26 protein-coding genes are annotated in these 24,005 nt (G+C 53.8%); 6 read left to right on the top strand and 20 right to left on the bottom strand.

The features are described from left to right. Positions 1-208 precede the first annotated feature (208 nt). Positions 209-1,597, bottom strand: a complete 1,389-nt coding sequence (locus K1567_RS17870; RefSeq protein ID WP_220698729.1) for a heavy metal sensor histidine kinase — start codon at positions 1,595-1,597, stop codon at positions 209-211. Beyond that, positions 1,594-2,277, bottom strand: coding sequence for a heavy metal response regulator transcription factor (locus tag K1567_RS17865; RefSeq protein WP_220698728.1), 684 nt, complete (start codon positions 2,275-2,277; stop codon positions 1,594-1,596). Before K1567_RS17865 ends, K1567_RS17870 begins: the two co-directional genes overlap by 4 nt. Positions 2,278-2,556: 279 nt before the next feature. Between K1567_RS17865 and K1567_RS17860 the strand changes: the two genes are divergently transcribed. After that, complete coding sequence (locus tag K1567_RS17860) at positions 2,557-2,994, top strand: DUF411 domain-containing protein (protein WP_220699047.1); 438 nt, start codon at positions 2,557-2,559, stop codon at positions 2,992-2,994. A gap of 48 nt (positions 2,995-3,042) precedes the next feature. On the opposite strand, the gene copD is transcribed toward K1567_RS17860, so the two are convergent. The 5 genes from copD to K1567_RS17835 all read right to left on the bottom strand — a co-directional run bounded on the left by copD (position 3,043) and on the right by K1567_RS17835 (position 7,804). Next, positions 3,043-3,978 (bottom strand): copper homeostasis membrane protein CopD, encoded by a 936-nt coding sequence (gene copD, locus K1567_RS17855; protein WP_220698727.1) that lies wholly within the window; start codon positions 3,976-3,978, stop codon positions 3,043-3,045. Positions 3,979-3,980: 2 nt separating this feature from the next. After that, the gene (gene copC, locus K1567_RS17850; protein WP_220698726.1) at positions 3,981-4,364 is read right to left on the bottom strand and encodes a copper homeostasis periplasmic binding protein CopC; all 384 of its coding nucleotides are present in this window, start codon (positions 4,362-4,364) and stop codon (positions 3,981-3,983) included. A 71-nt stretch (positions 4,365-4,435) separates the two neighbouring features. Continuing rightward, positions 4,436-5,569 (bottom strand): copper resistance protein B, encoded by a 1,134-nt coding sequence (locus tag K1567_RS17845; RefSeq protein ID WP_220698725.1) that lies wholly within the window; start codon positions 5,567-5,569, stop codon positions 4,436-4,438. Positions 5,570-5,579: 10 nt separating this feature from the next. Next, the gene (locus tag K1567_RS17840) at positions 5,580-7,445 is read right to left on the bottom strand and encodes a copper resistance system multicopper oxidase (protein WP_220698724.1); all 1,866 of its coding nucleotides are present in this window, start codon (positions 7,443-7,445) and stop codon (positions 5,580-5,582) included. A 149-nt stretch (positions 7,446-7,594) separates the two neighbouring features. After that, positions 7,595-7,804 carry a co-regulatory protein PtrA N-terminal domain-containing protein gene (locus tag K1567_RS17835; RefSeq protein ID WP_220698723.1) on the bottom strand — a complete coding sequence of 70 codons (210 nt, stop codon included), beginning with the start codon at positions 7,802-7,804 and terminating at the stop codon, positions 7,595-7,597. Positions 7,805-8,224: 420 nt separating this feature from the next. Here K1567_RS17835 and K1567_RS17830 point away from each other — a divergent pair, with 420 nt between their 5' ends. Next, complete coding sequence (locus K1567_RS17830) at positions 8,225-8,551, top strand: four-helix bundle copper-binding protein (protein ID WP_220698722.1); 327 nt, start codon at positions 8,225-8,227, stop codon at positions 8,549-8,551. Positions 8,552-9,029: 478 nt separating this feature from the next. Here the strand turns inward: K1567_RS17830 and K1567_RS17825 are convergent, their stop codons facing one another. The 3 genes from K1567_RS17825 to K1567_RS17815 form a co-directional block, all read right to left on the bottom strand. Beyond that, complete coding sequence (locus K1567_RS17825; RefSeq protein ID WP_220698721.1) at positions 9,030-9,386, bottom strand: hypothetical protein; 357 nt, start codon at positions 9,384-9,386, stop codon at positions 9,030-9,032. A 468-nt stretch (positions 9,387-9,854) separates the two neighbouring features. Continuing rightward, positions 9,855-11,336, bottom strand: a complete 1,482-nt coding sequence (locus K1567_RS17820; RefSeq protein WP_220698720.1) for a hypothetical protein — start codon at positions 11,334-11,336, stop codon at positions 9,855-9,857. After that, positions 11,299-12,351, bottom strand: a complete 1,053-nt coding sequence (locus K1567_RS17815) for a nucleoid-associated protein (protein ID WP_220698719.1) — start codon at positions 12,349-12,351, stop codon at positions 11,299-11,301. Before K1567_RS17815 ends, K1567_RS17820 begins: the two co-directional genes overlap by 38 nt. Positions 12,352-12,701: 350 nt before the next feature. Here K1567_RS17815 and K1567_RS17810 point away from each other — a divergent pair, with 350 nt between their 5' ends. Further along, positions 12,702-13,457: a hypothetical protein gene (locus tag K1567_RS17810; RefSeq protein WP_259445004.1), complete on the top strand. Its 756-nt coding sequence runs from the start codon at positions 12,702-12,704 to the stop codon at positions 13,455-13,457. 52 nt (positions 13,458-13,509) lie between these two features. Here K1567_RS17810 and K1567_RS17805 read toward each other — a convergent pair whose 3' ends face one another. From K1567_RS17805 to K1567_RS17795, 3 genes are all read right to left on the bottom strand, one after another. Then, complete coding sequence (locus K1567_RS17805) at positions 13,510-14,142, bottom strand: HAD family hydrolase (RefSeq protein WP_220698718.1); 633 nt, start codon at positions 14,140-14,142, stop codon at positions 13,510-13,512. A 356-nt stretch (positions 14,143-14,498) separates the two neighbouring features. Next, positions 14,499-14,783: a hypothetical protein gene (locus tag K1567_RS17800; protein ID WP_220698717.1), complete on the bottom strand. Its 285-nt coding sequence runs from the start codon at positions 14,781-14,783 to the stop codon at positions 14,499-14,501. Between the two features lie 14 nt (positions 14,784-14,797). Next, a complete protein-coding gene (locus K1567_RS17795) occupies positions 14,798-15,529 on the bottom strand; it encodes a metallophosphoesterase (protein WP_220698716.1) in 732 nt (243 codons plus the stop codon). Positions 15,530-15,734: 205 nt separating this feature from the next. On the opposite strand from K1567_RS17795, the gene K1567_RS17790 reads away from it, so the two are divergent. After that, a complete protein-coding gene (locus tag K1567_RS17790; RefSeq protein WP_220698715.1) occupies positions 15,735-16,229 on the top strand; it encodes a helix-turn-helix domain-containing protein in 495 nt (164 codons plus the stop codon). A gap of 223 nt (positions 16,230-16,452) precedes the next feature. Next, positions 16,453-16,959 carry a hypothetical protein gene (locus tag K1567_RS17785; RefSeq protein WP_220698714.1) on the top strand — a complete coding sequence of 169 codons (507 nt, stop codon included), beginning with the start codon at positions 16,453-16,455 and terminating at the stop codon, positions 16,957-16,959. Between the two features lie 295 nt (positions 16,960-17,254). On the opposite strand, the gene K1567_RS17780 is transcribed toward K1567_RS17785, so the two are convergent. Genes K1567_RS17780 through K1567_RS17755 form a run of 6 tightly spaced genes read right to left on the bottom strand, consistent with a single transcriptional unit; the run spans position 17,255 to position 21,713 of the window. After that, complete coding sequence (locus K1567_RS17780) at positions 17,255-18,328, bottom strand: ArsO family NAD(P)H-dependent flavin-containing monooxygenase (protein WP_220698713.1); 1,074 nt, start codon at positions 18,326-18,328, stop codon at positions 17,255-17,257. Positions 18,329-18,357: 29 nt separating this feature from the next. Further along, entirely contained in the window at positions 18,358-18,780 is a 423-nt protein-coding gene (gene arsC / locus K1567_RS17775) for an arsenate reductase (glutaredoxin) (protein ID WP_090355500.1), read from the bottom strand. Positions 18,781-18,800: 20 nt separating this feature from the next. Then, on the bottom strand, positions 18,801-19,514 hold the full coding sequence (gene arsH, locus K1567_RS17770) for an arsenical resistance protein ArsH (protein WP_220698712.1): 714 nt from the start codon (positions 19,512-19,514) through the stop codon (positions 18,801-18,803). A 47-nt stretch (positions 19,515-19,561) separates the two neighbouring features. Next, complete coding sequence (locus tag K1567_RS17765) at positions 19,562-20,032, bottom strand: arsenate reductase ArsC (protein WP_220698711.1); 471 nt, start codon at positions 20,030-20,032, stop codon at positions 19,562-19,564. Between the two features lie 16 nt (positions 20,033-20,048). Then, on the bottom strand, positions 20,049-21,332 hold the full coding sequence (locus tag K1567_RS17760) for an arsenic transporter (RefSeq protein ID WP_220698710.1): 1,284 nt from the start codon (positions 21,330-21,332) through the stop codon (positions 20,049-20,051). Positions 21,333-21,356: 24 nt separating this feature from the next. Further along, positions 21,357-21,713 carry a metalloregulator ArsR/SmtB family transcription factor gene (locus tag K1567_RS17755; RefSeq protein WP_090355491.1) on the bottom strand — a complete coding sequence of 119 codons (357 nt, stop codon included), beginning with the start codon at positions 21,711-21,713 and terminating at the stop codon, positions 21,357-21,359. A gap of 673 nt (positions 21,714-22,386) precedes the next feature. On the opposite strand from K1567_RS17755, the gene efeU reads away from it, so the two are divergent. Then, on the top strand, positions 22,387-23,226 hold the full coding sequence (gene efeU / locus K1567_RS17750; protein WP_220698709.1) for an iron uptake transporter permease EfeU: 840 nt from the start codon (positions 22,387-22,389) through the stop codon (positions 23,224-23,226). Between the two features lie 13 nt (positions 23,227-23,239). Here the strand turns inward: efeU and K1567_RS17745 are convergent, their stop codons facing one another. Further along, a complete protein-coding gene (locus K1567_RS17745; protein ID WP_220698708.1) occupies positions 23,240-23,683 on the bottom strand; it encodes a MerR family transcriptional regulator in 444 nt (147 codons plus the stop codon). Positions 23,684-24,005: the final 322 nt, after the last annotated feature.

Raw genomic sequence — 24,005 nt, 5'->3', positions numbered from 1 at the left:
ATCGTCTTCATCATGCACTGCTCTGCAGGCGCCTGAGCACCCGCCATCCCTGACAGCGGAAGCGCCAAGCTGATGATGAGCGGGAGCAAAGCCGTACGTAGTGTTTCATAGAGGTGAAGTGGAGTTGGTGCGAACTGTCCTTAAAATTGAAGGCCAAACGTCAAACCATCGACTTGATAGATCTGACTCCAGAAACATTCACAGCATTTCACTCACGAGCAGTAGACCAAGCAGGCAAGCTGATCGTAAAAGTCGTCCGACCGTCAACGGAGACACACTCAACGGTTCCGTCATGCGCATCTACCAGCGATTTTACGATTGCCAAACCCAGCCCTGCATTGTTTGTAGAGCTTCCCCTTCGCGCAGGGTCAACCCTATAAAACCGATCAAACAGCCGAGGCAGATGCTCGGCGGCGATCTCCTGACCAGGATTCTGCACTGACAAATTAACCATGCTGCCGGACGGTTCGATGTTTACAGAAATGGTGCCACCGGAAGGCGTGTACCGGATCGCATTCGATAGCAAATTGGAAACCATCCTGTCCAGCATAGTCCTTTCACCACGCACCTCACCGTATCCAATTACCTTTAGCTTCAGACCGGTGTCATCTGCCAGCAGTTGGTAATACTCCAAGAGTTTCTCCACCACCGACCGCAGTTCGACTTTTTCTTTCGCGGGTAGAACCAGACCGTTATCAGACTTCGCTAAAAAGAGCATGCCATCGATGATGCTTGAAAGTCGGTTGAGATCTTCCAGATTGGAGTAAAGATTCTCCTCATATATTTCTGGTGCACGCTTTTTCGTGAGAATCACTTCAGTATGTGTTCGCAAATTACTGATTGGCGTACGTAGCTCATGAGCGATATCGGCTGAGAAATTAGATAACCGAGAAAACGACTCTTCTAGCCGAGCAAGCATGGCATTGAACGAAGTGACGAGTAGTTCAAGTTCACGAGGCACAAAATCCATCGGGATTCGCTCTTTCAGCGATCCAGCTGACATCGAAGCGGCAACTTGCGTCACTCGTGCCACGGGTTTTAACCCGCTACGCGCAACCAGCCAACCCAAGCCGGCGCTGACCAACGCACTGATCGCCAAACCCGTCACCAACCACCAGCGTAAAGTCTCCACAAAATGCATGTGGCTTGTGATATCCATACTCAGCCAGGCCGTCAGTGGCTCTGATTCATTCACCAAATGAACTTGGGCTTTCATCCCTCGATAGAGATGGCCTCCGTCTCTCCACTCCCACATATCATCATCAGGAGCATCAGGAGGAATAGAGGGATGCTGAGCTGCGTTAGAGGTCGCAAAGATCATTTGCCCTCCTTGCATGACAATCGAGGCTGAGAGCTCCTGGTGCGCTCCCAATAACGCCTGTAACTGAAGCAATACATCCGAACGGTCAGCCGAGCCAGCTTCACCGTCCATGATTTGACGAATTGATTCGAGCTTTTCTGTCATAGCTTGCCGGTCGAGTGCCTTGAAGTGATGCCGGCTGAAACCGTCGAAGGTAAAGCCTGCTACCACGAGCACTGCGACCACAGCGCACACAAACATGAGGCTTAGTCGAAGCGTTAGAGACGGGCGCTTCATTCTGCGTCCGGGGCATCAAGCATGTAGCCCATGCCTCGCGAGGTCTGAATGAGCTTTGTATCGAAATCATCATCAATCTTAGCCCTAAGCCTGCGAATGGCGACCTCAATCACGTTGGTATCGCTGTCGAAATTCATATCCCAGACCTGGGATGCGATGAGCGACTTTGAGAGAACCTCCCCTTTGCGGCGCATCAGCAGTTCCAGCAAAGCAAACTCCTTGGCTGTCAGGTCAATGCGTTGACCGGAGCGCGAGGCCCGACGTTTGAGCAAGTCGACTTCAAGATCGCCGATTTTGATAGACGTCAGATTGGGAGCACCGGCCCCCCGACGCAGAAGGCTTCTGACCCGAGCGAGTAGCTCAGAAAACGCGAACGGCTTAACTAAATAATCATCTGCACCAAGCTCTAAGCCTCTAACGCGGTCATCGACTCCGTCCCTGGCTGTAAGGAATAACACGGGAACCAAGCTTCCAGCAGCACGAACACTTTGGATGACCTCCCATCCGTCAATCCCAGGCATCATCACGTCCAGAATCAGAAGGTCGTAGCTCTCGTTCAGCGCCTGATGCAATGCCTCCGTGCCTGTCACCACCCGGTCGACATTAAAACCCGCCTCCAAAAGTCCTTGCTGAAGATACATTCCGGTTTTGGGTTCGTCTTCTGCTACCAGGATTTTCATGGTGTAACTCCAGCTGTGCGTAACTCAAGTGTGCTACGAAAGTGACAACGATGCGCAAGCTGACGCAAATGTAATCGCTCTGACAGCTGGCAGAAAGCGCCTAGGCACCATGGCATGGAAGGGCGTAAGCAGCTAGACGGCAGCTTACGAAAATGTAATCGGCAATGATCAGTTTTTGCGCTTAACCTACCTTGGAACGGTGCGGATGCTAGGCCGTGAGTAACGGCCAAGGCATATATAGCAACCGCGCAACGAAATGTTAAAGAGGGCATCAAGATGATGAAGCGCAAGTTATTCCTCGCTGCGGGGCTGATGCTCATGGGCGTTGCACAAGCTGCGGAGCAGCTCAGTATCGATGTCCACCGTGACGCGAATTGCGGATGCTGTAAGGAGTGGGTCAAGCACTTGGAATCGAATGGATTCAAGGTGACTGACCATGAGGAAAGCGATATGAGCGCTATCAAGAAAGGGCTGGGTGTGCCGCAGGGACTAGCTTCCTGTCACACGGGAGTTATTGGTGGAAAGTTCGTAGAAGGCCATGTCCCGGCGGATGAAATAAAGAAGTTGTATAACCGTCCCGACCTTGCAGGGATTGCAGTGCCAGGCATGCCAGCAGGTTCGCCTGGTATGGACTATGGTCAGGAACATCAACCCTACCAAGTCTTGGGCCTCACCAAGGGCGGTGCGCAAGAGGTGGTCGCTGACTACCCGAAATGATCGTCACGCAGATCTGAGCGACCAGCGTCGCTCAGACCTGCGCGGTCATTACCCTTGGGCCATCTCGATTGAAGGGCTTAGCGTTCCTAGCCAAGCCACCAAGCAAACAATGACAACTGCACAGGTCGATTCGAGCAGCACGCTCTTTTTCAAAGCAGTGACTGCGACAGAATAATTACCCCCGCTCACAGAGCTTTCCAGTGAGGGGCTCAGATAGAAACGATTGAGGGTCGCGAGTCCGAGCATGCCAGCGAACAATATAATTTTCGCTAGGAGGAGAATGCCATAGGTGCTGGTCACTACCTCTGTAATAGTCGGCCCGACAATGAAAAGATAATTAGCGACTCCTGTGAGTATGATCGTACCCACAATGAACGCGCCCGCTGTTTCGAATCCTTTGAGCGACCGTGTCAAAACTCGTACGAGTTGCTCAGGATTACCTCCTCTCATGCTCAGCATCAGAGCAAAAGCTGCCAGGGCTCCGATCCAACCGCCAGCAGCCAGTAAATGGAGAATATCCGCTGAGAAATGCCAGAACCGCCTAGCACCTTCATCCATCGCCCCGTGACCAGTCCATGGGAGCGTAGCTAAGGCAATACTGCCCGCTACGGTCGCTATCCAAAGACAAGCCGATGGCAACCGAGTGCTTTGGCTTGCAGCGATTATCACCACCGCAAGCGAGACCATACGTGCCATCCAGCTGTAACCGATCTCGGTTTCAGAGAGCATCATTTCAAGGTGGGGTAACAGCTCCGCCCAGTTGGATGCACCGCTCATGTTTTTTGTCATGACCAAGAACGTGGCCACAGAAAGAAGAATGCCTATAACGGCAGCCCCACTCAGCAGCGACCCAAAATGTAACACCGTTCCCGAGACGCGCTCTTTCCCGCGAAAGCTGTACAGCCCGAACACTGCGAGCCCGAACAGGAGCATCAAATCCAGATAAAGCGCGAGGCGCAGCGCCACATTCAAAGGGTCGCTCATGCTTATTTCACTTTGAAAGTTACGGCACCGGTAATTGGATGAGTGTCGGACGATACTGCCCGCCATTCTACTTTGTAGGTGCCCGTTGTCAGGGGCGATGAAGGCGTGATTACCATGGTCTTCGGATCATTTCCGCCTGCTACGCTGGCTTTTACGCCCATAGGTGAATTCGGCATGCCTGGCATATCAGTCATGATCAGCTTGGCACCAGAGAACTGGGTAACCAGGTTTTCGGAAAAATGCAGTTCGATTTTGGAAGGGGCCGTACCGGATTCGCCTTCTGACGGAGTCGAAGACAACAGCTTCGGGTGAGCTTGAGCGACCGAGCTCAGCAAAATACCGGATGAAAGAGCGACAGCCACTACGCAGGATTTCAAGAACGACATGCAAGGCTCCTCACAGCGCATAGCTGTTGTAATGAGGTTGAGTAATTATGTTTGGTGCCATTAACTCTGGTTTAGAACCAGACCCGAACGCCTAGCACCAGGCGTGCTTCGTTATTGTCTTCGCCTTCCTCGCTGGCGTAGTCAGCCGTTTTTCCATAACTACGATTCCAGGTTACGCCCACGTAAGGAGCGAATTGTGGACGGATCTCGTACCGGAGCCGCAGACCAATCTCACTTTCTGATAACCCTGAGCCTATGCCACGCTGGGGATCGTTTTTCCCATAAAAATTGAATTCTGCAGTCGGTTGCAAAATGAGCTTATTGGTCAAAAGGATGTCGTAGTCTCCTTCCAGCCGCGCCGCAGTCTGGCCACCTTCGCCCAGATAAGCAGTAGCCTGGGCTTCGAAGTTGTAGAGCGCCAAGCCCTGGATGCCGAAAGCCGCCCACGTTTGGGGATCACCTGGTTTGAAGTCTTGACGAACCCCTCCGACGAGATCCCACCAAGGGCTGATAGCGTGCCCCCACAGAGCTTGAATCTCGGCTTCCTCTGTCTTCCCATTGGTGCGCTCGCCTTCAGAACGCAACCATAGACGATCCACATCACCGCCTATCCAGCCTTGAGCTTCCCAGTTCAGCGCGCTCCCTTCATCAGCATCCTGCCATTCCAATTTTTCGAAAATGAAATACGAGTTAAGAGCGGTGTCATGAACCTCATGGCCGCCAGGAGCTTTATAAACTGCGGCTCTCTCAGCATTAGTAATTGGGGGTATTGGAGTTCGGCTCTCAGTTCGACCCTGCTGCTTGGCGGGCTGCATCCCCTGCATCTGGCTATGATCCATACCCTGCACTTGGGAGTGATCCATACCCTTCATCTGGCTGTGATCCATACCCTGCATTTGGGAATGATCCATCCCCTTCATCTGGCTGTGATCCATGCCCTGCATTTGGGAATGATCCATGCCCTTCATCTGGCTGTGATCCATGCCCTGCATTTGGGAATGATCCATCCCCTTCATCTGACTGTGATCCATGCCCTGCATTTGGGAATGATCCACCGCCTTCATCTGGCTGTGATCCATGTTCTGCATTTGCCCGTCGTCTGCAGGCTGAGTGGTGTCAGCGGCTGCAGGCATAACAAAGCCAAGGCTCAGAGCGACCGTAGCTACAACTGTGTGAATGCGAGTGCCACAAAAATAGTTGCTCATAGTCGACCCCTTATTCCTCTACTCGCACTTCTCGGAACATACCCATTTCCATGTGGTACAGAAGATGGCAGTGATAGGCCCAGCGACCGAGTGCATCGGCGGTGACTCTGTAGCTGCGCTTCGATCCTGGCGGCATGTCGATGGTGTGTTTTCGAACAAGGAACTGACCATTTTCGTCTTCAAGATCGCTCCACATCCCATGCAAATGAATGGGGTGCGTCATCATGGTGTCATTTACGAGTACGATCCGGACTCGCTCGCCATACTTCAGTTTCACCGGCTCGGCGTCAGAAAATTTCACCCCGTTGAACGACCAAGAGAATTTCTCCATATGCCCGGTCAGGTGCAGTTCGATAGTGCGGCTTGGCTCACGGCCATCAGGATCTTCAAACGTGCTCCTGAGATCGGAATATGTCAGCACCTTGCGACCGTTCTCACGAAGGCCCATACCGGGGTCGTCAAGCTTCGGTGAGGTCGACATCGCTTGCATGTCTACGAGAGGGTTGTTGGCTTCTGTCTTGGGGTGCGACTGCATGTCGCCCATCCCACCCATGTCTCCCATAGACATTTTGCTGTGATCCATTTCGGCCATGCCTTCCATGCCGGACAGATCCTGCTTAGCGCCATGGTTCATCGATGTCATGGAGCCGCCGTCCATCGCCGACATGCCATCCATCGAACTGTCACCCATGCTGGCCATTTTGCTGTGATCCATTCCAGCCATATCGCCCATTCCGCCCATCGAGCCATGATCCATACCCGCCATGCCCATGTCCGCCATGGTGACGAGAGGACGAGGATCGAGCTCGGGTACAGGTGCGACTAAGCCTGATCGAACAGCCAAAGTACCTCGGGCATATCCTGACCGATCCATCGACTGTGCGAACAACGTGTAGGCTTCTTGGGTGGGCTCGACTATTACATCGAACGTCTCAGCTGTGGCTATTCGGAACTCATCCACACTCACGGGTTTTACATACTGGCCATCGGCGGCCACAACAGTCATCTTCAGCCCAGGAATACGAACGTCGAAGTAGCTCATCGCCGAGCCATTGATGAATCTCAACCTGAGTTTTTCGCCGGGTTTAAAAGTGCCAGTCCAGTTGGAATTCGGGGCGTGGCCGTTCATCAAATAGGTATAGGTCGCGCCACTGACGTCTGCAATGTCCGTGGGGTTCATCTTCATTTCAGCCCACATCTTGCGATCAGCAACAGTGGCTGACCAACCTTTGTCAGCCACGTCATTTATAAAGTCGCTAACCGTTCGCTTGTGGGTGTTGTAGTAGTCAGCCTGTTTCTTCAGCGTTTTCATCAACGAGGCCGGATCTTCATCCGTCCAATCGGTGAGCATCACCACGTAGTCACGGTCATACACAAACGGCTCGGGGTCTTTCGCTTCAATTACTAACGGGCCATATACACCGACCTGTTCTTGAAAGCCGGAATGACTGTGATACCAGTATGTTCCGTTCTGCTTGACCTTGAACTGATAGACGTAAGTTCCGTCGGGCTCAATCCCGTGAAAGCTAAGACCGGGTACACCATCCATATTGGCGGGAAGAATGATCCCGTGCCAGTGAATGGAAGTCATATCCTTCAGGCGGTTTTTGACGCGCAAAGTTACCGTATCACCCTCGCGCCAGCGCAGGAGGGGCCCCGGAAGCCCTCCATTGATCGTCAACGCTGTACGGCGATTGCCAGTGATGTTTACCGGCGTTTCTCCAATAAACAGGTCGAACTCTGTTCCTGACAGGACATTCGCTTCCCCAAGGCCAGGTGCAGCCCATACAGGGGTACGCCAGAGCCCTAAACCCGCAAGAATTCCGCCTGCGGTGAGTGCTTTTACGAAGGTGCGCCGAGAGGTGTTGGAGTGCATACCGATTCGTGTCCCGTCAGTCGGAGGGAGGCGCGCACTACAGCGCACACTCAAGTGGTTCAATCACATGATCGCCTACGCGACTTCATCCATCGAAAGATGCCACAGGCCAGCAAGCGAGGTAATTACATTTCCGTAAGCTAGGCGACTCAACAGTGACGGTTCGGCTTTTCAGCCACAGGTTTTTCCTGTGCAACGTTCTCCTTCGACTGTGCCTCCGAGCTCGGGGTGAGCGTGGACATCGCCGTCTCACGGGCTCGCTCCATGCGCTCAGCTGCACGGTCGCCACCGCCTTCAGCAAACGCCAACGACGATATAGCCAAACTGAATGTAAGAATCAGAACTTTGGTTGCTTTCATGGCGCATTTCCTCAACAGAATTAGCTCTCAGGTAGTCCAGAGAGATTGAGCATCGGCTCAATGAGGATGATGGGGGCTTGCACCTGTCAGCAGGCTTAGCCTGCGATTACAACTTTGACAGCGACGTTAGCCGGCACTGATCAACATAACGGGAGCGCCAAAGGTGGCTTAGATCGCCGACGGTCTACTCCAGCCGTCCACCTGCTCCACGCAATGCCTGCGCCTGCATGGGAAGCTGAATCTCCAGATCTATGCCAGAGAGTGCCGGCTTGATGAGGCAAACTGAATAGCAAAGGTTCGCCTACCTTACAAAACTGTAATTTTTTTCTCGAAACCCAGCCAATCTGCTTGGGTCGGACGGAGTGTACCTTCAAGAAAAGTACATCAACTGAATCGACCGTCGACCTCGGAGAATTGGTTATGAACAGTAGCTATGAAGATTGCATTTCAGAATGCCTGCGCTGCGCATTGGCCTGTGAAACTTGCGCGTCAGCCTGTCTGGAAGAGCAGGACGTTAAGATGATGGCGAACTGCATAAGGCTCGATAGGGATTGTGCAGATATCTGTAGGCTCGCAGCGACCCTGATGGCGCGGGGAAGCACCTTCGCAAATGAAATTTGTATGCTTTGCGCAAAGATTTGTAGAGCATGCGGTCAGGAGTGCGGCACTCATGAAGCAGAACATTGCCAGAACTGCTCCACAGAGTGTTTAGCTTGCGCACAAGCATGCGAATCAATGACTGCTTGACCTTCCCTTCGGCCAAGAGATTATCAACCTAGTCTCCAACCCCTGAATGATGGGGTGGTCACTAGGTTGAAGAAAACCGACACGGCCTTAGGGCGGCAACGCAACGGATAAATATGGACATTGCGTGCGAAAGGAAAGCAGTCGCTCAATGGAAGCCTTCCCTCAGCCCCAAGCTCTGCTCAACAGTGGCTACAGCATCTCTGTCGCTTTAGCAGACATCATTAAACTGTTTATGAAGATCCTGACACGGCTCAGCAGAGCCATGGACTGGTACAATAAGCACTTGGTGCGCAAACGCTCACCACTCCAGCCGTGGATACTGTAAGCCTCTTTTTTTGCACTGTTAACCACCATGCTTTACAGATCAAAAAGTAGGTTTACAGGTTCAGATTGACCACGACAGTTACAGCGCACCGTCGCTACTGACTGACTTTGTAGACCCCGCTAAAGCCGGAGATCTCTTGAAGAACAAAATCCGTTAAAGCCCGAGATCGGTGCTCAGATAGTCATCACGCATTGCCGGTGTGGCCGAGCCGTCCTTGATCATACGTTGCTGCAAGTGCCGCACAATGTGCCAGCGCAGGCGGCGTCTGAGCTCTTGGTAGTTACAACGATCGCAACCGCTCATCTCCGGCATTCGTTTCGACAGTGCAGCCCTCAGGGCAATCAGACCATCCTGGCCTGCTGTGCTCGCATGCAGACGGGTAAGGTCGTCGAGACCCGGCTGCCGCTTGTACTCGACTAGCGCTTGCTCAATGACTGATTGAAGATTGGAGCGATATGTGCGCCCAGCGGCTGTCCAGATGCTGGCTTCTAACGCCGACCCTAACTCCATCAACCGTCGCCCCACCAAAAATTAAACCCAGACACTACATATTGATGATATGCCCAAGATAAAAACGAAATAACCACAATATGTTGTGTTTTTTAAAAATTAGCTGTGTTGTTTGTAAACAAAGCATAAGCAGCAGCCTGCGGCTGCAAAGAGAAGCAACGACCTCCCCCTAGGCCCCCGGCCTCACCATGCTGGCCTTGAACACCGCCTCAGTCCCCAAACCGTGCCACTGAAGAGCCGTGAAAAACAGAAGTAAAAGCCGGAGGTGTCCACTGAGAAAAGGTGTCCGCGCCACTGCAGCTTTTCTTTTGTTCTCAAATATAAGAACTCCGTCTCGTTTAAAATTTTTAAAGGGGGTAAGTGTCAAAAAAGATCGCTTCGCCGACGAACGGTATCAAAAAAGGCGAAATAGCGACTTTGGCTGGCCTAGCCATGGCCATTACCTACTTGCCCGATCAAACGCGGGAGTCAAGTTTCAACGGCCACCCCGAAGCTCAGACTCGCTGTCATCCCTCCGCCGAAATGAAGCATCGAGGGCCATGTGCTCGGCGCTTCCTTTCTCGGCTCAGTCTGATGCCTAGGCGCAGCGGGTGCAGTGATGTCGGAGCCGCTCGGTGGGACATAAGTAAAAGCAAAAATGACAATCGCCGTCGCAACGATCCCAAGCGTTGCCAGGCCCCACCCGCTGACACGACTGAACAGCGTTTCGACCTCGCTGATGGGATCTCCCACCATCTTGTTGAACTCATCGACAGAAAGGTAGCGGTAGAGCTTGGGCTGCCACTCCTGACGCAGGGTCTGTTGGATCTGGATGAATTTTCGCCCCGACCATACGCTCATGAGCGTGTAGCCAAACGCGACGCCCATGACAACGGCAATCAGGTAGGGGTTGATCTGTACCGTGAGCCGGGCTGCGATCAGGCCAAGACCAACCGTGAGCGCGGTGGCGATTGCTGCTGTCGCCTGACGGGTAGCGTCGGTCGCTTTTGACGTTTCCTCCGTAACGGCTTTGCGAAGATCCCCCAATGACTTCAGGGTGTCCTTGGTGATCTCGGAAACCGCCATTTGATAAGCAATTTTTGCGCAATCAAGAGCGGCAGCGAGATTCTCCCTGAAGTAGTCGCTTGCATCCCCGTCAGCTCTTCCAGATCGAGCGATCTCTGCTGAAAGAAGGATGTGCTTTACTTCGGCCTCTCTTGAGTTATCAAAGACCCAGCCAGCCGCATCCTGGACAACCTCAAACTCAGATACCGACACCCTGCCAACGTCATCGGCCACTTGGCTGATCGTAAGATTCAGCTTCGGCGGCCCCTTGAATATAAGCAGGGTACCGGTGGTATCGATCTCGTTTGCAAAGCACCGGCTCAGATAATTAAGCGCATGCGCCGCCCAGATCATGTGGAATGAGTTGCCAGGTTCGAGGGTATGGCCCTCCGCATAGAGCCAATGTCGGACGTCTTCTGGCACTGTACGAACAGTTGCCGTTTCCTTGACTAGAAGCCTGGGCGCTTTCGTGATTGGTGACTGCGCGAGCGCTGCCGATTCGTCCCATCCGCAGTACACCCTCGCTTTAGTGCTGAATGCCGTGGTTAACCCAAGCAGATGCCACCGGGCTGCGCTGTGTCCCCTACGAAGAAAGCTTCTGAACCCTACCTCGGTGGCGATGAACAGATCGTCGGCAGCACTATGCTCGGACGGCAAATGCTTTTCGAGCGTGACGCGAAATGGCTCAAAATCCGCACCGACTTCATCGATATCGTATCTGCTGCCTTGGCTGTCGACAGTGGTAAACATCCAGCCGGCCTCAGACGCGGCATGTATCACTTCAAGCGTGGGGCCTGCTAACAAATCCGAGACGACAACACTCGTTGACCCCTCCGAAATCAGGGCCTGACGATTTCGAGCCAGCCCGTTAAGTAGGCTGGCCAGTCTTAGGTGTGACAACGCCATCCTCCGTGACCTTATCGGTGTCTACGATGATCTGTCTTTTATCCCCGCCAAGGTCAACCACCCTAACGTTAGGGCTTTCAGACTTGTCCGGAAACAGGATCGTCACACCCTCCGCTGTCATGATCTTTCGCATGTAGGGCTGTCGGAAGATTTTCCGATCAGGTTCGAAGCTGACTTCATGAAGCTTACTCGACCTCACGCGCTTACGGGTCTCGCGCTCCAGCCTGTTGGCCACTTTTTCATCGTCGGGGTGGCCAGCAGCAACCATGATTGCCTCGACAATAGCTTCCTCATCAATCCTTCTCCGAGAAGCCAGAGAGGCTTGGGCCTTCTTAACTGCGCGAGGTACATCTTGATCCGGGAGGTCAGCTTTGCAGGCTTGTAGCGCCCCTTTCAGAAGCTTGCGGGTAATTTCGCTGAGCTCGGTATCTGAGATCGCTCTGGCCACGGATAGGAAATCAGCGAAATAGTCGGCAAGATCCGCACCGTTCTTGGTGCGGTCGGTGGCCGAGATGTTCCGATCTGCGACACCACTGACCACGCGTATAAGTGCCGTCTTCTGAATGGCCTTCTTGTCGTCCACCAGCGCTGTAACAATCCTACGCAAGGCCTGCCCTGGCGAGGTATCGTTTTGCTCAAGGGCAAGCTTGTAGTCATATTTGATCAAGCTGTAGATCTTCACGTCTGGATCAGCGACCCCTAATTCAAACATGCACAGGACGCCATCCGCGCTGCCGCTGACGTGTTGCCTGTTAAAGCTCGCTGCCAGACTCTGGGCTCCATGCTCGAAGGAAACGTCCCCACTCGCCATTGACTCAATTTCCTGGCGGGTTGTAGAGACCGTCTTGAACATAAAAATGGGTGCAGCCGCCATACCCTCGATTTTGCTTATAAAAAATGCCTCCTCTTCCAAGGAGCGCTCCGGCATGGCCAGGAAATCTTTAGGGCCGACTACGTGCAAGATCATTCTCTTGATCGTCAACGACCCGGATTCTTCGTCCGTAAAAAAACTCATGCGATCTCCAAAAAAAGCCCTAGCGATTCCTGCCGGCGCTGCGAGGTACTCAGCAAAGCATTCACGCAAAATAGAAAGGTATCAGCGTCAGCCTGTTAGCAAGCTGCGTTCGGTGCCCCATCACAGGGGAGGCCCGACCATCGTATGGAGCACAGGCTGCCCTTGCACTGGCAGGAAGCCAGCATGGGTACCAGAGCATACGCCAGTTTCTTAGCGTATTGATGAGATCAGATTGTGGGCATCGCACGTCGCCATGAATGAGCCATACCGATTCATCCTGGCGGGGAACGCACTCCTAGCGGGACTGATATGCTTCTGATCTCGAAGGCTCACGTTCAAGGACTGGCGTCATGAGTAGTGTGAAAGAGCATTTGTTCGAGGCTCAACAGGAGAGGTTTCTCGACTGGGCAGGGAACCGCCTGGATCGCGAAGACCTGGAAGGTGAGTCAGAGGCTTACCAAGCGCTTGCTCAACAATACTCGGACATGATGGACGCGTACGACCAGGAAGCTGAATACAAGTGGCTTGAACGACAATCCTTCCACGAGCAGTACATCGAGTTTGGCGCGCAGCTAAGGGCGGCCATCATGCTGCTCACACATAGCGAGCACGGCCCTTATGCCCAGATGACCTGCAAGCTGGTGTACGCACACGCGGTCACCCTCTTGGAAACCATGATCAGTACGTCGGTGCGTGCTCTCGTTATCCGAGACAAGGCGTTTCTGCTCAATATCGCCAAGCACATCGAGACCCTTCACCGGGGAAAGAAATTTACCTTGCTGGAAATTGCTGAGCATCCCAAAGGTGTGGAAGGCGTCATCCTGAAATTTCTTTCCGAACTGACGTTCCACAATCCGGCTACGATCAAAAACGTGCTGTGCGTCTTGATTGGTGATCGCATGAAGGATTTGGACGTTTCGCCTATCGTTCCGATCTGCAACTTGCGGCATGACATCGTGCATCGAAATGGCAAGACGATTGATGATGAGATCATCGTCCTAGAGCCCGGAGAGGTCTTCCAGGCCATGAATACCATCGATGTTTTTGCTTCGCAGATCAGCCGTCGAATTCGCGCAACGCTGGACGAGCTGAGTGAGGACTTATAAGCATTCCGCTAAGTCGGTCATAGGTGAACAGGACAGGCGCCCATACTTCTGCCTACTCATAAGCGAGTACATCTCGTACGAAGTCGGTGAGGCTCGAAAATCCCTCTGCCTGCTCCCTGCGCAAGAGAAAGCCGCTGATACCACACTGGCGAGGGCCGTCTCTGTCGCATCGCGCCGAGTCGCCAATCATCACGACTCGTCCATGACTGCTGAAATCGTCACCGGGCCTGACCCCCAGTAGGTCACAGGTATGTCGATAGATAATCGGGGAAGGCTTCATGGCACCAACTTGGTAGCTGAAACCGTAGCCATCGAGGTTCGGAAAAATCTGTTGAATCAAGGGGCCATATGGCATGGCCAGATTGGAGCATATGGCTGTTCGCATGCCCGCAGCCCGGAGCATCGCCATGGCTTCCAAGGCATCAGGGAACGGCTCAATGCTCGCAAGCTCGGCTTTGAGCGCTTGCTCCAGAAGACCGAGCCGGTCAGACGAAACCTGGATACCAAAACGTGCAGCTGCTTCTGAAATGGACAGCTTGTGGGTCATCAGGGTCTGCATGTCGTCTGGCCTAAAACTGCGGCCTTGCCGCTTGCCTTCGCGTAGTAACTGACCATACGGATGTGTTGGCCGTGTTATCCGGGCAAGGGTGCCAAACGCATCAAAGATAACTGCCGCGATTTTCATTAGATTCCCTGGCAAGGAGGTCGGGTCTGGAGCCTACTCATCTCAGCTATACGGGGCAGGCTCATCCAACCTCCTGTCGGGCAACGTCAACACCCAAGGCCCATTCTCTGCCACGAGGACATAGCGGCTCCCACTCCATGTCACAGCAACCACGTAGCCGCCGCACGTTTCGAACTCCATTACCGCTGAAGTACGTATAAGTCGACCGGACTGGAATCTATCCTTTCTATCCAAATAGATGGTTCCCTCCAAGCAGAAACCAACAAGCTCTGGCTCAAAAAGGTAAGCGGTAATTCCTAGCTCGAAGCTAATCGTCGCAGCCTCAAGCACAGCTCTTGGTAATGGCTCGCGAGCACTCATGCTTCCTCGCTACTCAATCGCGTCACAACGACGTAATGGTCATTGCCGTTCAAGCTTTGGAGCATCTCAAACTTTCCCACCGTAGCTAACTGCCGAACAGGCGGCGTCAAGATGGTCATCCCGTCGGCAGATGCTCCCGACAGGTCGCAATACACGGAGGCAGCGAATCGATTGCCGACCTGCGCAGCGTTCATGAGATATGCATCGATGGGCACTCCCCAGTCGATTCTCTTGGCTTTCTCAACCCCATCGGGGATTTCTGAAGCGTTACCAGAGCCCACGAATGTCTCCACATTTACTGAAATTCTATGACCTTGCTGGGGTTGAAGCCGGTATCTTCGCCTGGATAACCTCTGGGGTTGCTCACGGCGCGGCAACCTCCCAGAACGGTATCTACAGCGCGATGCGTGTGACCGAAAATCCAGCCGTCTGCCTGCAGGAGCAGCGAGTGCCATGCGTTGCAGTAAGCGGCGCTCAGATGTCCTCCATGCTCATCGCCTGCGACCTCCGGAACAGGCGCATGATGGGTGACGACGATCGACCGACCATCAAATGGTCTGTGCAGCTCTGCTGTCAGCCATGCTTTGGCTTGGCGATTGCGCGCAGCAACATCATCAGGCCGCAAACGTCGAAAATTGGTATCCGCTCTGATCGCTCGGAAGTCCGTCATCGTCTCTCGCGCCACTGACATTGCGGCGCTTACATCACCGGTGCTGGAGAAATCCGTCCACGCAGTGCAACCCAGGAAGCGGGTATTCCTCCAGACGAACGTCTCGTTCTCTAACACATGCACATGACTAGCGGCGGCCTTGCGTGCCTTGTCGAGCGTTCGGTCAAAATGGCCCGTGTAGTACTCATGATTCCCCATGACATACGCAACATCACAGCTGAAGGTGTCGTTAGCCCACTCGATCCCTCGCGTTTTCTTGTTGATGTCCCCAGCGAGCACTACCAGGTCGACCTCCAACGACGGCGGCACAAATGGCTCAAACTCGGCGTGCAGGTCGGACAGGACGTAAACCTTCACAGACGCCTCCTTAGTCGGTTTAGGCGTAAATTGATAACTCACCCAGTCACGGTGAGATCCGAGCCATGCATCAACAGTGTGATCAGCTTGCAGCCAAGACAGCGACTCTGGCGTGGCATGATACCCACAACCACCCACTACACACAATATATGCTGTTTATTGGGCCATCCACCCTGTGGCTCTATCCTTGTTTTTTGGACGCTTATGCCCCTAAAAACAGAGATAGCTGCGACGCTGAGGGCTATTCGGCAGCAGCGCGAGCTCAGCTACGACAATTTGGGCGATGCGGCCTTTCGTACTACGCTCAGCTTGCTGGAAAGGGGCAAATCCGGAGTGAGCATCGCCAAGCTCACAGAGCTTGCTGAAGGCCTGAAATTTGATCCGGTTGCGTTCATAACCCTGTGCGTGGCCTTGCAACGCGGCGAGAGTTTCGAAAATACACTTGCGTCAGCTCAGGAAGAGCTTCAGCGATTTGCTGCATCAGGCGGCGTTGAATTACTCCATCAGCAAATGGATGGTGAAAATCTGGCCAAAAGATCTCCTGGTCAGCCATTGCGAATTCAAAACCTGCAGGCCGTTCAGGCTTTAAAGGCTCAAGGTAAAACCCAAGCCGAGGCTAAGCGTGAACTGGGCTTGTCTCACTCTACCGTCCAACGTTATTGGCACTCTGACCCACACGCTCATCTCCCAAGGAGATGAGCGTGTGGCGGCTTGTCGGCGCAGCTACCCTGACTGATCTTCTTCAGCGGGGGGCAAGAGCGTCTGGACGCTGAGGCAATGCAGATGTTGAAGATTCCATGCTCAACGTTGCAAAAGCACTGGCCCACCTGACCTGTGTCCCAAATGTCAGCTAGGGAATCTGAGGTTGCATGAGCATTATTCCGACTAGAATATCTCTGTGATATGTAGACGGAGGCGCGAAATGATCAAAAAAACCAGCTGCACGCAGATGATGGCTCTAGAGATCATTAGCTCTCAAATAGGTGTTTGCTCATCGTCACCAGGCAACATGTTTCATGCGCATACTGCGTGCATTAATGCTGGAAATGCGGTGAATATGCCCTTGAGCCCTGCCCTCAGAGCATCCAGAGTCAACGCGCTGTCGGATCTAAGATCCGCACGAACGACGCTGCGCCATTTGAAGAAAGCCTGGATCGAAATTTACGGTCACGCACAGCTGGAAATCGAATTGCTCCGGCTACAGGCCGCGTGGCAACGTGATAACAAGAGTGCAGCTTTGGGCCATACAAACATCGGGGGATTAAGCGAGCGGAGGCGGCGTAGCTCAAGCGGTTACCAGCGCGCCCTAATCATCGAGAGCGCCCGCATCAAGGCCATCTCAAGGAGCCTGCGCTGGAAACTGATACAAGATGGCTGGGCCGACAGCAAAATGATTGATGTCCAGATTGCGCAGGATCTCGGGCTCTAAGCCAGCAGCTGCTCCTCTCCAGTGGCCGACATAACCCTCCGCTTCTCACCATGCTCTCGGGGAGACAAGATCTAACGTCCTAGATCCACGCCCAAACAGATCTCGCCCAACTCAGGCCCTGCAACGCCCAGCTTATCAACGTACGCGTTAAGGCCTGTGCAAATTCACTCCCCGCGACCGGCTCACCGGAGTGAGCCCGCGCCTAGAATCGTCTGAATCCAGGCCAGCGCGATTTACCTGTCGAGAGCCCTCCTGGAAGCATCCAAGTAGGTGTACATGCATGCGTCACAGGCCATCAGGCTAGACCTGCAAGATAGCTTTGCACTTGCTTCACTACATCTCGGGCGGTGCGGGTGACCCCGATCAATGTGGCCGATGCGAGCCCCGTCCAATCCCCGTAACCCACCAGCCAAAGATTGGATAAATCAACACTTCGGTTTTCGTCTACGGCTACCTTGCCGTCATGACCGACGACACCTAGGTTACGCAGGTGGTCGAGCGCTGGAGAAAATCCGGTGCACCAGATGACGGCATCAACCTTCGTCTCGACTCCAGACGGCCATATCACAGCTGATGAAGTGAAATGCGTAAATGGCCGTACTGCGCTGAGGACACCTCGTCCGCGAGCTTCTAATACCGGTGGCACCATGACGATGTCGCCCAGCCCTCCCACAGGCTTCTGGGGCTCCACGCCCTCTTGCTGCGCCTTCAACCGAGCTGTGGCTCGCTCGAACAAGACACGGCCATCGACGTCATCTGGAAGAAACTTTGGTGCCTCGTTAGTCACCCAGGTGGCCTGACCCACTTTTGAAACCTCGGCGTAAATCTGGGCACCCGAGTTGCCACCACCTACGACAAGAACCGTCTTTCCCTCGAACTCACTGGGCCTCTCATATTGGGCGGAATGGATCTGCTGCCCCTTGAACACTTCTTGTCCTGGGTAGGTTGGAACAAACGGGCAGCCCCACGTGCCCGTTGCGCTGATGACTACCCTGGCATCCCAGCAGCAATCCTCAGAGAGAACGCGCAGTCCGCCCTCGATTTTCTCGATGCGGGTCACCCGCGTGGAGCGGACGATCGGAAAATCATAACGACGCTCGTACTGGGTGAGATAGTCGACGACTTCGTCACGATGAGGCGTTTCTTTCGACACAGCAGGCATCGGCCAGCCTGCAATTGAACTCCACGCGGACGGAGAGAAGAGACGGAGCGAATCCCATCCATGTCGCCATGCCCCTCCAGGTGCAGTCTCGGCATCGAGCAACACGTAGGAAAGACCTGAGCGCCTGAGGAAGTAGGCCGCTGTCAGCGCAGACTGACCACCGCCAATGACCACAACATCAAGTATTGGGTTTTGATTCACCGTCATCCCTCCAGGCCAATCCGCTTCGTATCGGTTCAAACCTTGTGGCCATTCTCATCAATGACGACTTGCCCGTCTTCTTTGACAAAACTGCCGCGCTGCGCTTGAGGGAGAATGTCGAGAACGGCCTCTGACGGACGACATAAGCGTGTGCCCAACGGCGTCACGACGATGGGCCGATTCATCAGGATGGGGTGAGCCATCATGGCATCGATTAGATATTCGTCAGTCAGGGATGCATCGCTCAGCCTCAACTCTTCGTAGGGAGTGCCCTTGATGCGCAGAAGGGCTCGCACCTCAATGCCCATATCTTTGATCAGCCCGATCAGCGTGGTGCGGTCAGGTGGGGTCTGCAGATACTCGATGACTGTCGGTTCCTCCCCGCTGTTGCGGATCAACTCTAAGGTGTTACGAGAGGTGCCACAGTTGGGGTTGTGGTAGATCGTGATCTGGCTCATGCAGGTTTCTCACACTGGTGTTAGATGGAGCGCTGGTTGACGCGCTTGGACAGCTCCTCGGCGGACTCTTTACGTTCAGAGTAGCGATCAACAAGGTAGTCCTGGCGATCGCGCAGCAGCAGCGTGAACTTCATCAGCTCTTCCATAACGTCCACCAGACGGTCGTAGTAGGAGGAAGGCTTCATCCGACCTGCCTCATCGAATTCGGTAAACGCCTTGGCCACGGAAGATTGGTTTGGGATGGCGAACATCCGCATCCACCGACCCAGTACGCGTAGCTGGTTGACGACATTGAAAGATTGCGACCCTCCGCAGACCTGCATCACCGCAAGGGTCTTTCCTTGCGTAGGGCGTACAGCGCCTATCGCCAGCGGAACCCAATCGATCTGGGCTTTGAATACCGCGCTCATAGAGCCGTGTCGTTCAGGGGAACACCACACCTGCCCCTCAGACCATTGCATCAGTTCGCGTAGCTCCGCGACCTTGGGATGCGTATCGGGAGCATCGTCCGGTAGCGGCAGACCCGAGGGGTCGAAGACTTTTGTGTCAGCGCCAAACTCCTCCAGCAGGCGTGCGGCTTCCTGAGTCACCAGCCGGCTGAATGAGCGCTCTCGCGTTGAGCCGTACAGAAGAAGAATTCGTGGCTTATGGAGCGAGGGTTTACGCGGCTCCAGTTGTTCCAGCGAAGGGATGTCGATTAGTTCGGCCTGTACGTTCGGCAATGTGTCTTGCATATAAACTCCTACAGCGGCGCGACATGGAGAGCCGCCTCGGTTGATCTTTAAAGCGAACCGATGCGGTTCAGTTCAGCTTTCAGCTGCTCAGGGCTCATCGTCTTCAGCGGCAGCTCAAGAAAGGCCGCAACCCGTTCACGAATTTTGGCGAGGGTGGTTTCAAATGCGGTGCTGATGTTGCTTTCCGATCCAGTAGCTTCGGACGGGTCGGCCAAGCCCCAATGCGCTTTCAAGGCCGGGCCGAAGAAGATGGGGCATGCTTCACCCGCAGCCCGATCACATACCGTGATAACAATATCTGGAGGCGAGCCTTCAAACTCATCCGAAGCCTTGCTGCTCAAGCCTGCAGTAGGGATCCCCGCTGCCTCAAGCGTCTGCAAGGCCCGCTGATTCACTCGACCGCTGGGAAAGCTTCCTGAGCTGACCGCTTGTATGCCTTCGGGCGCTAAGTGATTGAACAGCGCCTCGGACAGGATGCTGCGGCAACTGTTATGGGTGCAGATGAACAAGACTTTCATCAGAAGACTCCTTGATTCAAAAACTGAGGCGCAGTGCCAAGGCAGATAGGGTGGCGACGAGGATGGGCAGGGTCAGCACGATTCCGGTTTTGAAGTAGTAACCCCAGCTGATCTTGATGTTTTTCTTAGCCAGCACGTGCAACCACAACAGGGTAGCCAGGCTGCCGATTGGAGTGATTTTCGGGCCTAGGTCGCAGCCAATAACGTTGGCGTACACCATGGCTTGCTGGACGACACCATCGACTTCGGCGGCATGAATCGACAAAGCCCCGACCAGGACGGTCGGCATGTTGTTCATGATGGAAGACAAAAGCGCCGTGAGAAGGCCGGTTCCAAGCGAAGCGCTCCAGATACCATATCCCGCGAAGACGTTGAGGATCTGTGCGATGTGATCTGTTAGCCCAGCATTCTTGAGTCCGTAGACAACTAGGTACATGCCCAATGAAAAGACCACCACTTGCCACGGCGCACCTTTGAGTACCTTCCCGGTGTCGATGGCGTGACCACGGGCAGCGACTACGTAGAGGATGAGTGCACAGACTGCAGCTATGACGCTGATCGGAACACCTAGGGGTTCGATCACGAAGAAACCTACCAGCAACATCACCAGGACTAGCCAGCCCGCGATAAATGTTGGCCGGTCGCGAATTGCTTCAGAAGGTTGATGCAGTTGCGCAAGATCGTAGGTCGCAGGTAACTCTCTGCGAAAGAACCACAGCAGCATCGCCAGTGTCGCCAAGACGCTCACAACGTTCACCGGCACCATCACAGAGGCATACTCGGCGAATCCAATGTTGAAGTAATCGGCAGAGACGATGTTGACCAGATTGGAGACCACAAACGGTAAGCTCGCCGTATCGGCAATAAATCCCGCCGCCATCACGAATGCCAAAGTGGCTGCAGGAGAAAACCGGAGGGCCAACAACATAGCGATCACGATGGGCGTCAGAATCAGCGCCGCGCCGTCATTGGCAAAGAGCGCCGATACGGCGGCGCCCAGCAATATGATGAACGCGAAAAGCTTTCTGGTGCTCCCTTTCCCCCACCGAGCGACATGAAGCGCAGCCCACTCGAAAAAACCTGCCTCATCCAACAGCAAGCTGATAATGATCACCGCGATGAAGGTCGCAGTGGCATTCCAGACAATGTGCCAGACCTCTGGGATGTCCCCAAGGCTGACGACGCCAGTCAGCAGCGCCAAAACAGCGCCAAGGGTCGCGCTCCAGCCGACTCCCAAACCTCTAGGTTGCCAGATGACCAACACGATAGTTGCAATGAAAATCAGTATGGCAATCAGCATTTCAGAGACTCTGTAGGCGCAGCATCAGTTACAAATGGCCTGATTGGTAGGTCGGCCATTCATGTCGCACAGACGTTTGGCTTCGGCTTCCAACCATCGCTGGTTTGCGTCCACGACATCCTTCAGGATCGCTGTCACCCACTCGGGCAGCCCAGGATGCAAGCGGTAGTACACCCACTGGCCTTGACGACGATCCATTAGCAAACCTGCTGAGCGAAGCAGCGCCAGATGGCGAGAGATCTTGGGTTGGCTCTGGTCGAGCGCAGCAGTGAGCTCGCAAACGCACAGCTCGCCTTCACTTACGATGAGGAGCGTGATCTTGGTTCGAGTGTCATCGGCCAAACACTTGAACAACGAGGTGGGGGTCATAGGCTCTTTCATTGATCCTCCGGGAGGTGTGGTCTTGATCTGTACGAAGAGCTTGATGGATTACTTCGCAGTCCAGACGCCTCCACCACGACGTTCTTCAAAGCTGCGACCGCTGGAGGCAAGACCTGGCGGTTGAGAGCCGGCTGAACGCTGCAGCGCATGGGTCACCACGGCTCAGCGACGATTCTGCTAGCTGCGAGCGCAATGAGTTAGCTACGCAGACAGCAAGTACGTTGATTCACAATGACATTGGGGTATCGCTCATGAGTCGAACTTCAAATATACGCATTTCCGCATATTCAGTAAGGCAGATACACGAGCGACAAAGCCTGCTGCTTGATGGCCGGCCCTGCGCGCGCTCAGATACCCTGGATCAAGCTCTCGCACCGCTTTTGCCCTTGACCCTATAGCGGCTATAGGGTGTCCACTAAGGTTTTCCAAGCGAGCTAATCGTCCATGTGTGACAGACCAGCCAGACTGGCACGTGCAGTGCCAGTTGCAATGACGCCAATCCGAATGTTGCCGACGACAGGTTACGGAGCAGTACAAAGGAACTGCCCTTAAGAAGGATTGCCGACATGGCCGGGAATCTCTGCTCATATTAAAGAGCTTACACATGCTGCATGTTCCAACCGATAAATCATGAGTTAGCCTGTAACGGCTTTTAAAACAAGGCGTGGATAATATGCTCGTAGCTTTTTTAATAGTTTTACGCGAAGGTATAGAAGCAGCTCTTGTGGTAGGCATTATAGCCAGCTACCTGAAGCAAACGGGACGACAACAATGGTTGCCAGCCATCTGGGTAGGGATTTTTCTTGCGCTGGCAATGGTCTTACTAATTGGTGGTGCGCTGGAGTATGCCACAGCAGAATTTCCGCAAAAGCAAGTTGAGTTGTTTGAAGCCGTGGTGGGCATAGTGGCAGTCTGCATATTAAGCTCAATGGTGCTTTGGATGAAAAAAGTATCAAAGTCAATTGGAGGCCACTTACGATCCGCCGTCGATAACGCCCTCGACAACAAGCGTAACCATGCACTCGCATTGATTTTCATGGTGTTTCTTGCCGTAGCTCGGGAAGGGCTCGAAACCCTATTTTTTCTTCTGGCGCTGATTCAGCAAAGCGATAGCTTCAGTGCGCCTGCTGGCGCACTGCTTGGAATTGCAGCTTCATTCGTAATCGGCATTTGCCTATACCGGGGCAGCCTACGTCTCAACTTGAGTCGATTTTTCCAGGCTACGTCGCTCCTTATCATCTTCGTTTCAGCAGGCATCTTGGCCAATGCCTTGAAGGCCCTGCATGAAGCGGGCCTGTGGAACGCTGGTCAACAAATTGTGTTTGACTTGAGTGAAACGTTGCCTGCGGATGGCCCCGCTGGCGCGGTTCTGGCGGGCGTACTAGGGTATCAAGATACTCCCACGACCAGCTCACTTATCGCGTGGGCCGTTTACCTGATAGCAGCATTACTTCTTTACTTCCAGCCATATAAGGGCATTACGAAGCTTCCGCAAAACAGGCAAGCATCATGATCCCTCTCACCTGCTAGTCGTCCGCATCCAGGACAGGAGCACCTTTGCTCCTGTTCTCGCTGGACACTTTACGTCCCAGTTGACTGATAATTTTACAAGCCATTCCTTCGCTACCACTGGGGCAGCTTAATCCCAAATCAGCCAGCTGCACTTTGAGCTTTGATAGTTCCTGAATCCTATCGTCAATCGCTCTGACTTGGCTAATCACCAGCTCAGTAACCTCAACGCAGTCCTCCGAAGGTCTGTCCTTGTGCGCCAGGATGATACGTATATCGTTGAGCGACATATCAAATGCCCGACAATTCCGGATCACCGCCAAGCGCTCAGCATCAGAGTTTGAATAAATTCTGGAACCGCTTGTGGAGCGCTCAGGGACGGGCAAGAGTCCTATGCTTTCATAATATCGAATGGTAACCACTGGACAATTTACCATTTTTGCAAGTTGCCCTATTTTCATTTTTAACCTCGCAGGTCAACTAACTTAACCGCTTACGCTATGGCGACTCAAAGTCGCGGTCGTGGCCTGGATTGTTATACGCAACCCCAAAGGCATGAACCCACGCGCTCACCGCGTGGAGCAGCAAGCAGTCTGTTCAAGCCGTCCTGACCTCGACCCTATCGGGACACCACGCCAACCGCATGGCGACAGCTTATCAGCGCATGCCTCGAAGCGTTCGGCAAAACCTCTTCGCATGGACGCGAAGGAGCATCCTCGTACTGTTCATCATTGCGAAAACACGCAATATACGGGCACAACACTGTTTGGCCTTTTCCTATCC

This window comes from Pseudomonas sp. S5F11, from assembly GCF_019641515.1.
Lineage (GTDB): Bacteria > Pseudomonadota > Gammaproteobacteria > Pseudomonadales > Pseudomonadaceae > Aquipseudomonas > Aquipseudomonas rhodesiae.
Note: the sequence above shows the minus strand (reverse complement) of the source record. Positions and strands in the feature narration are given on the sequence as shown.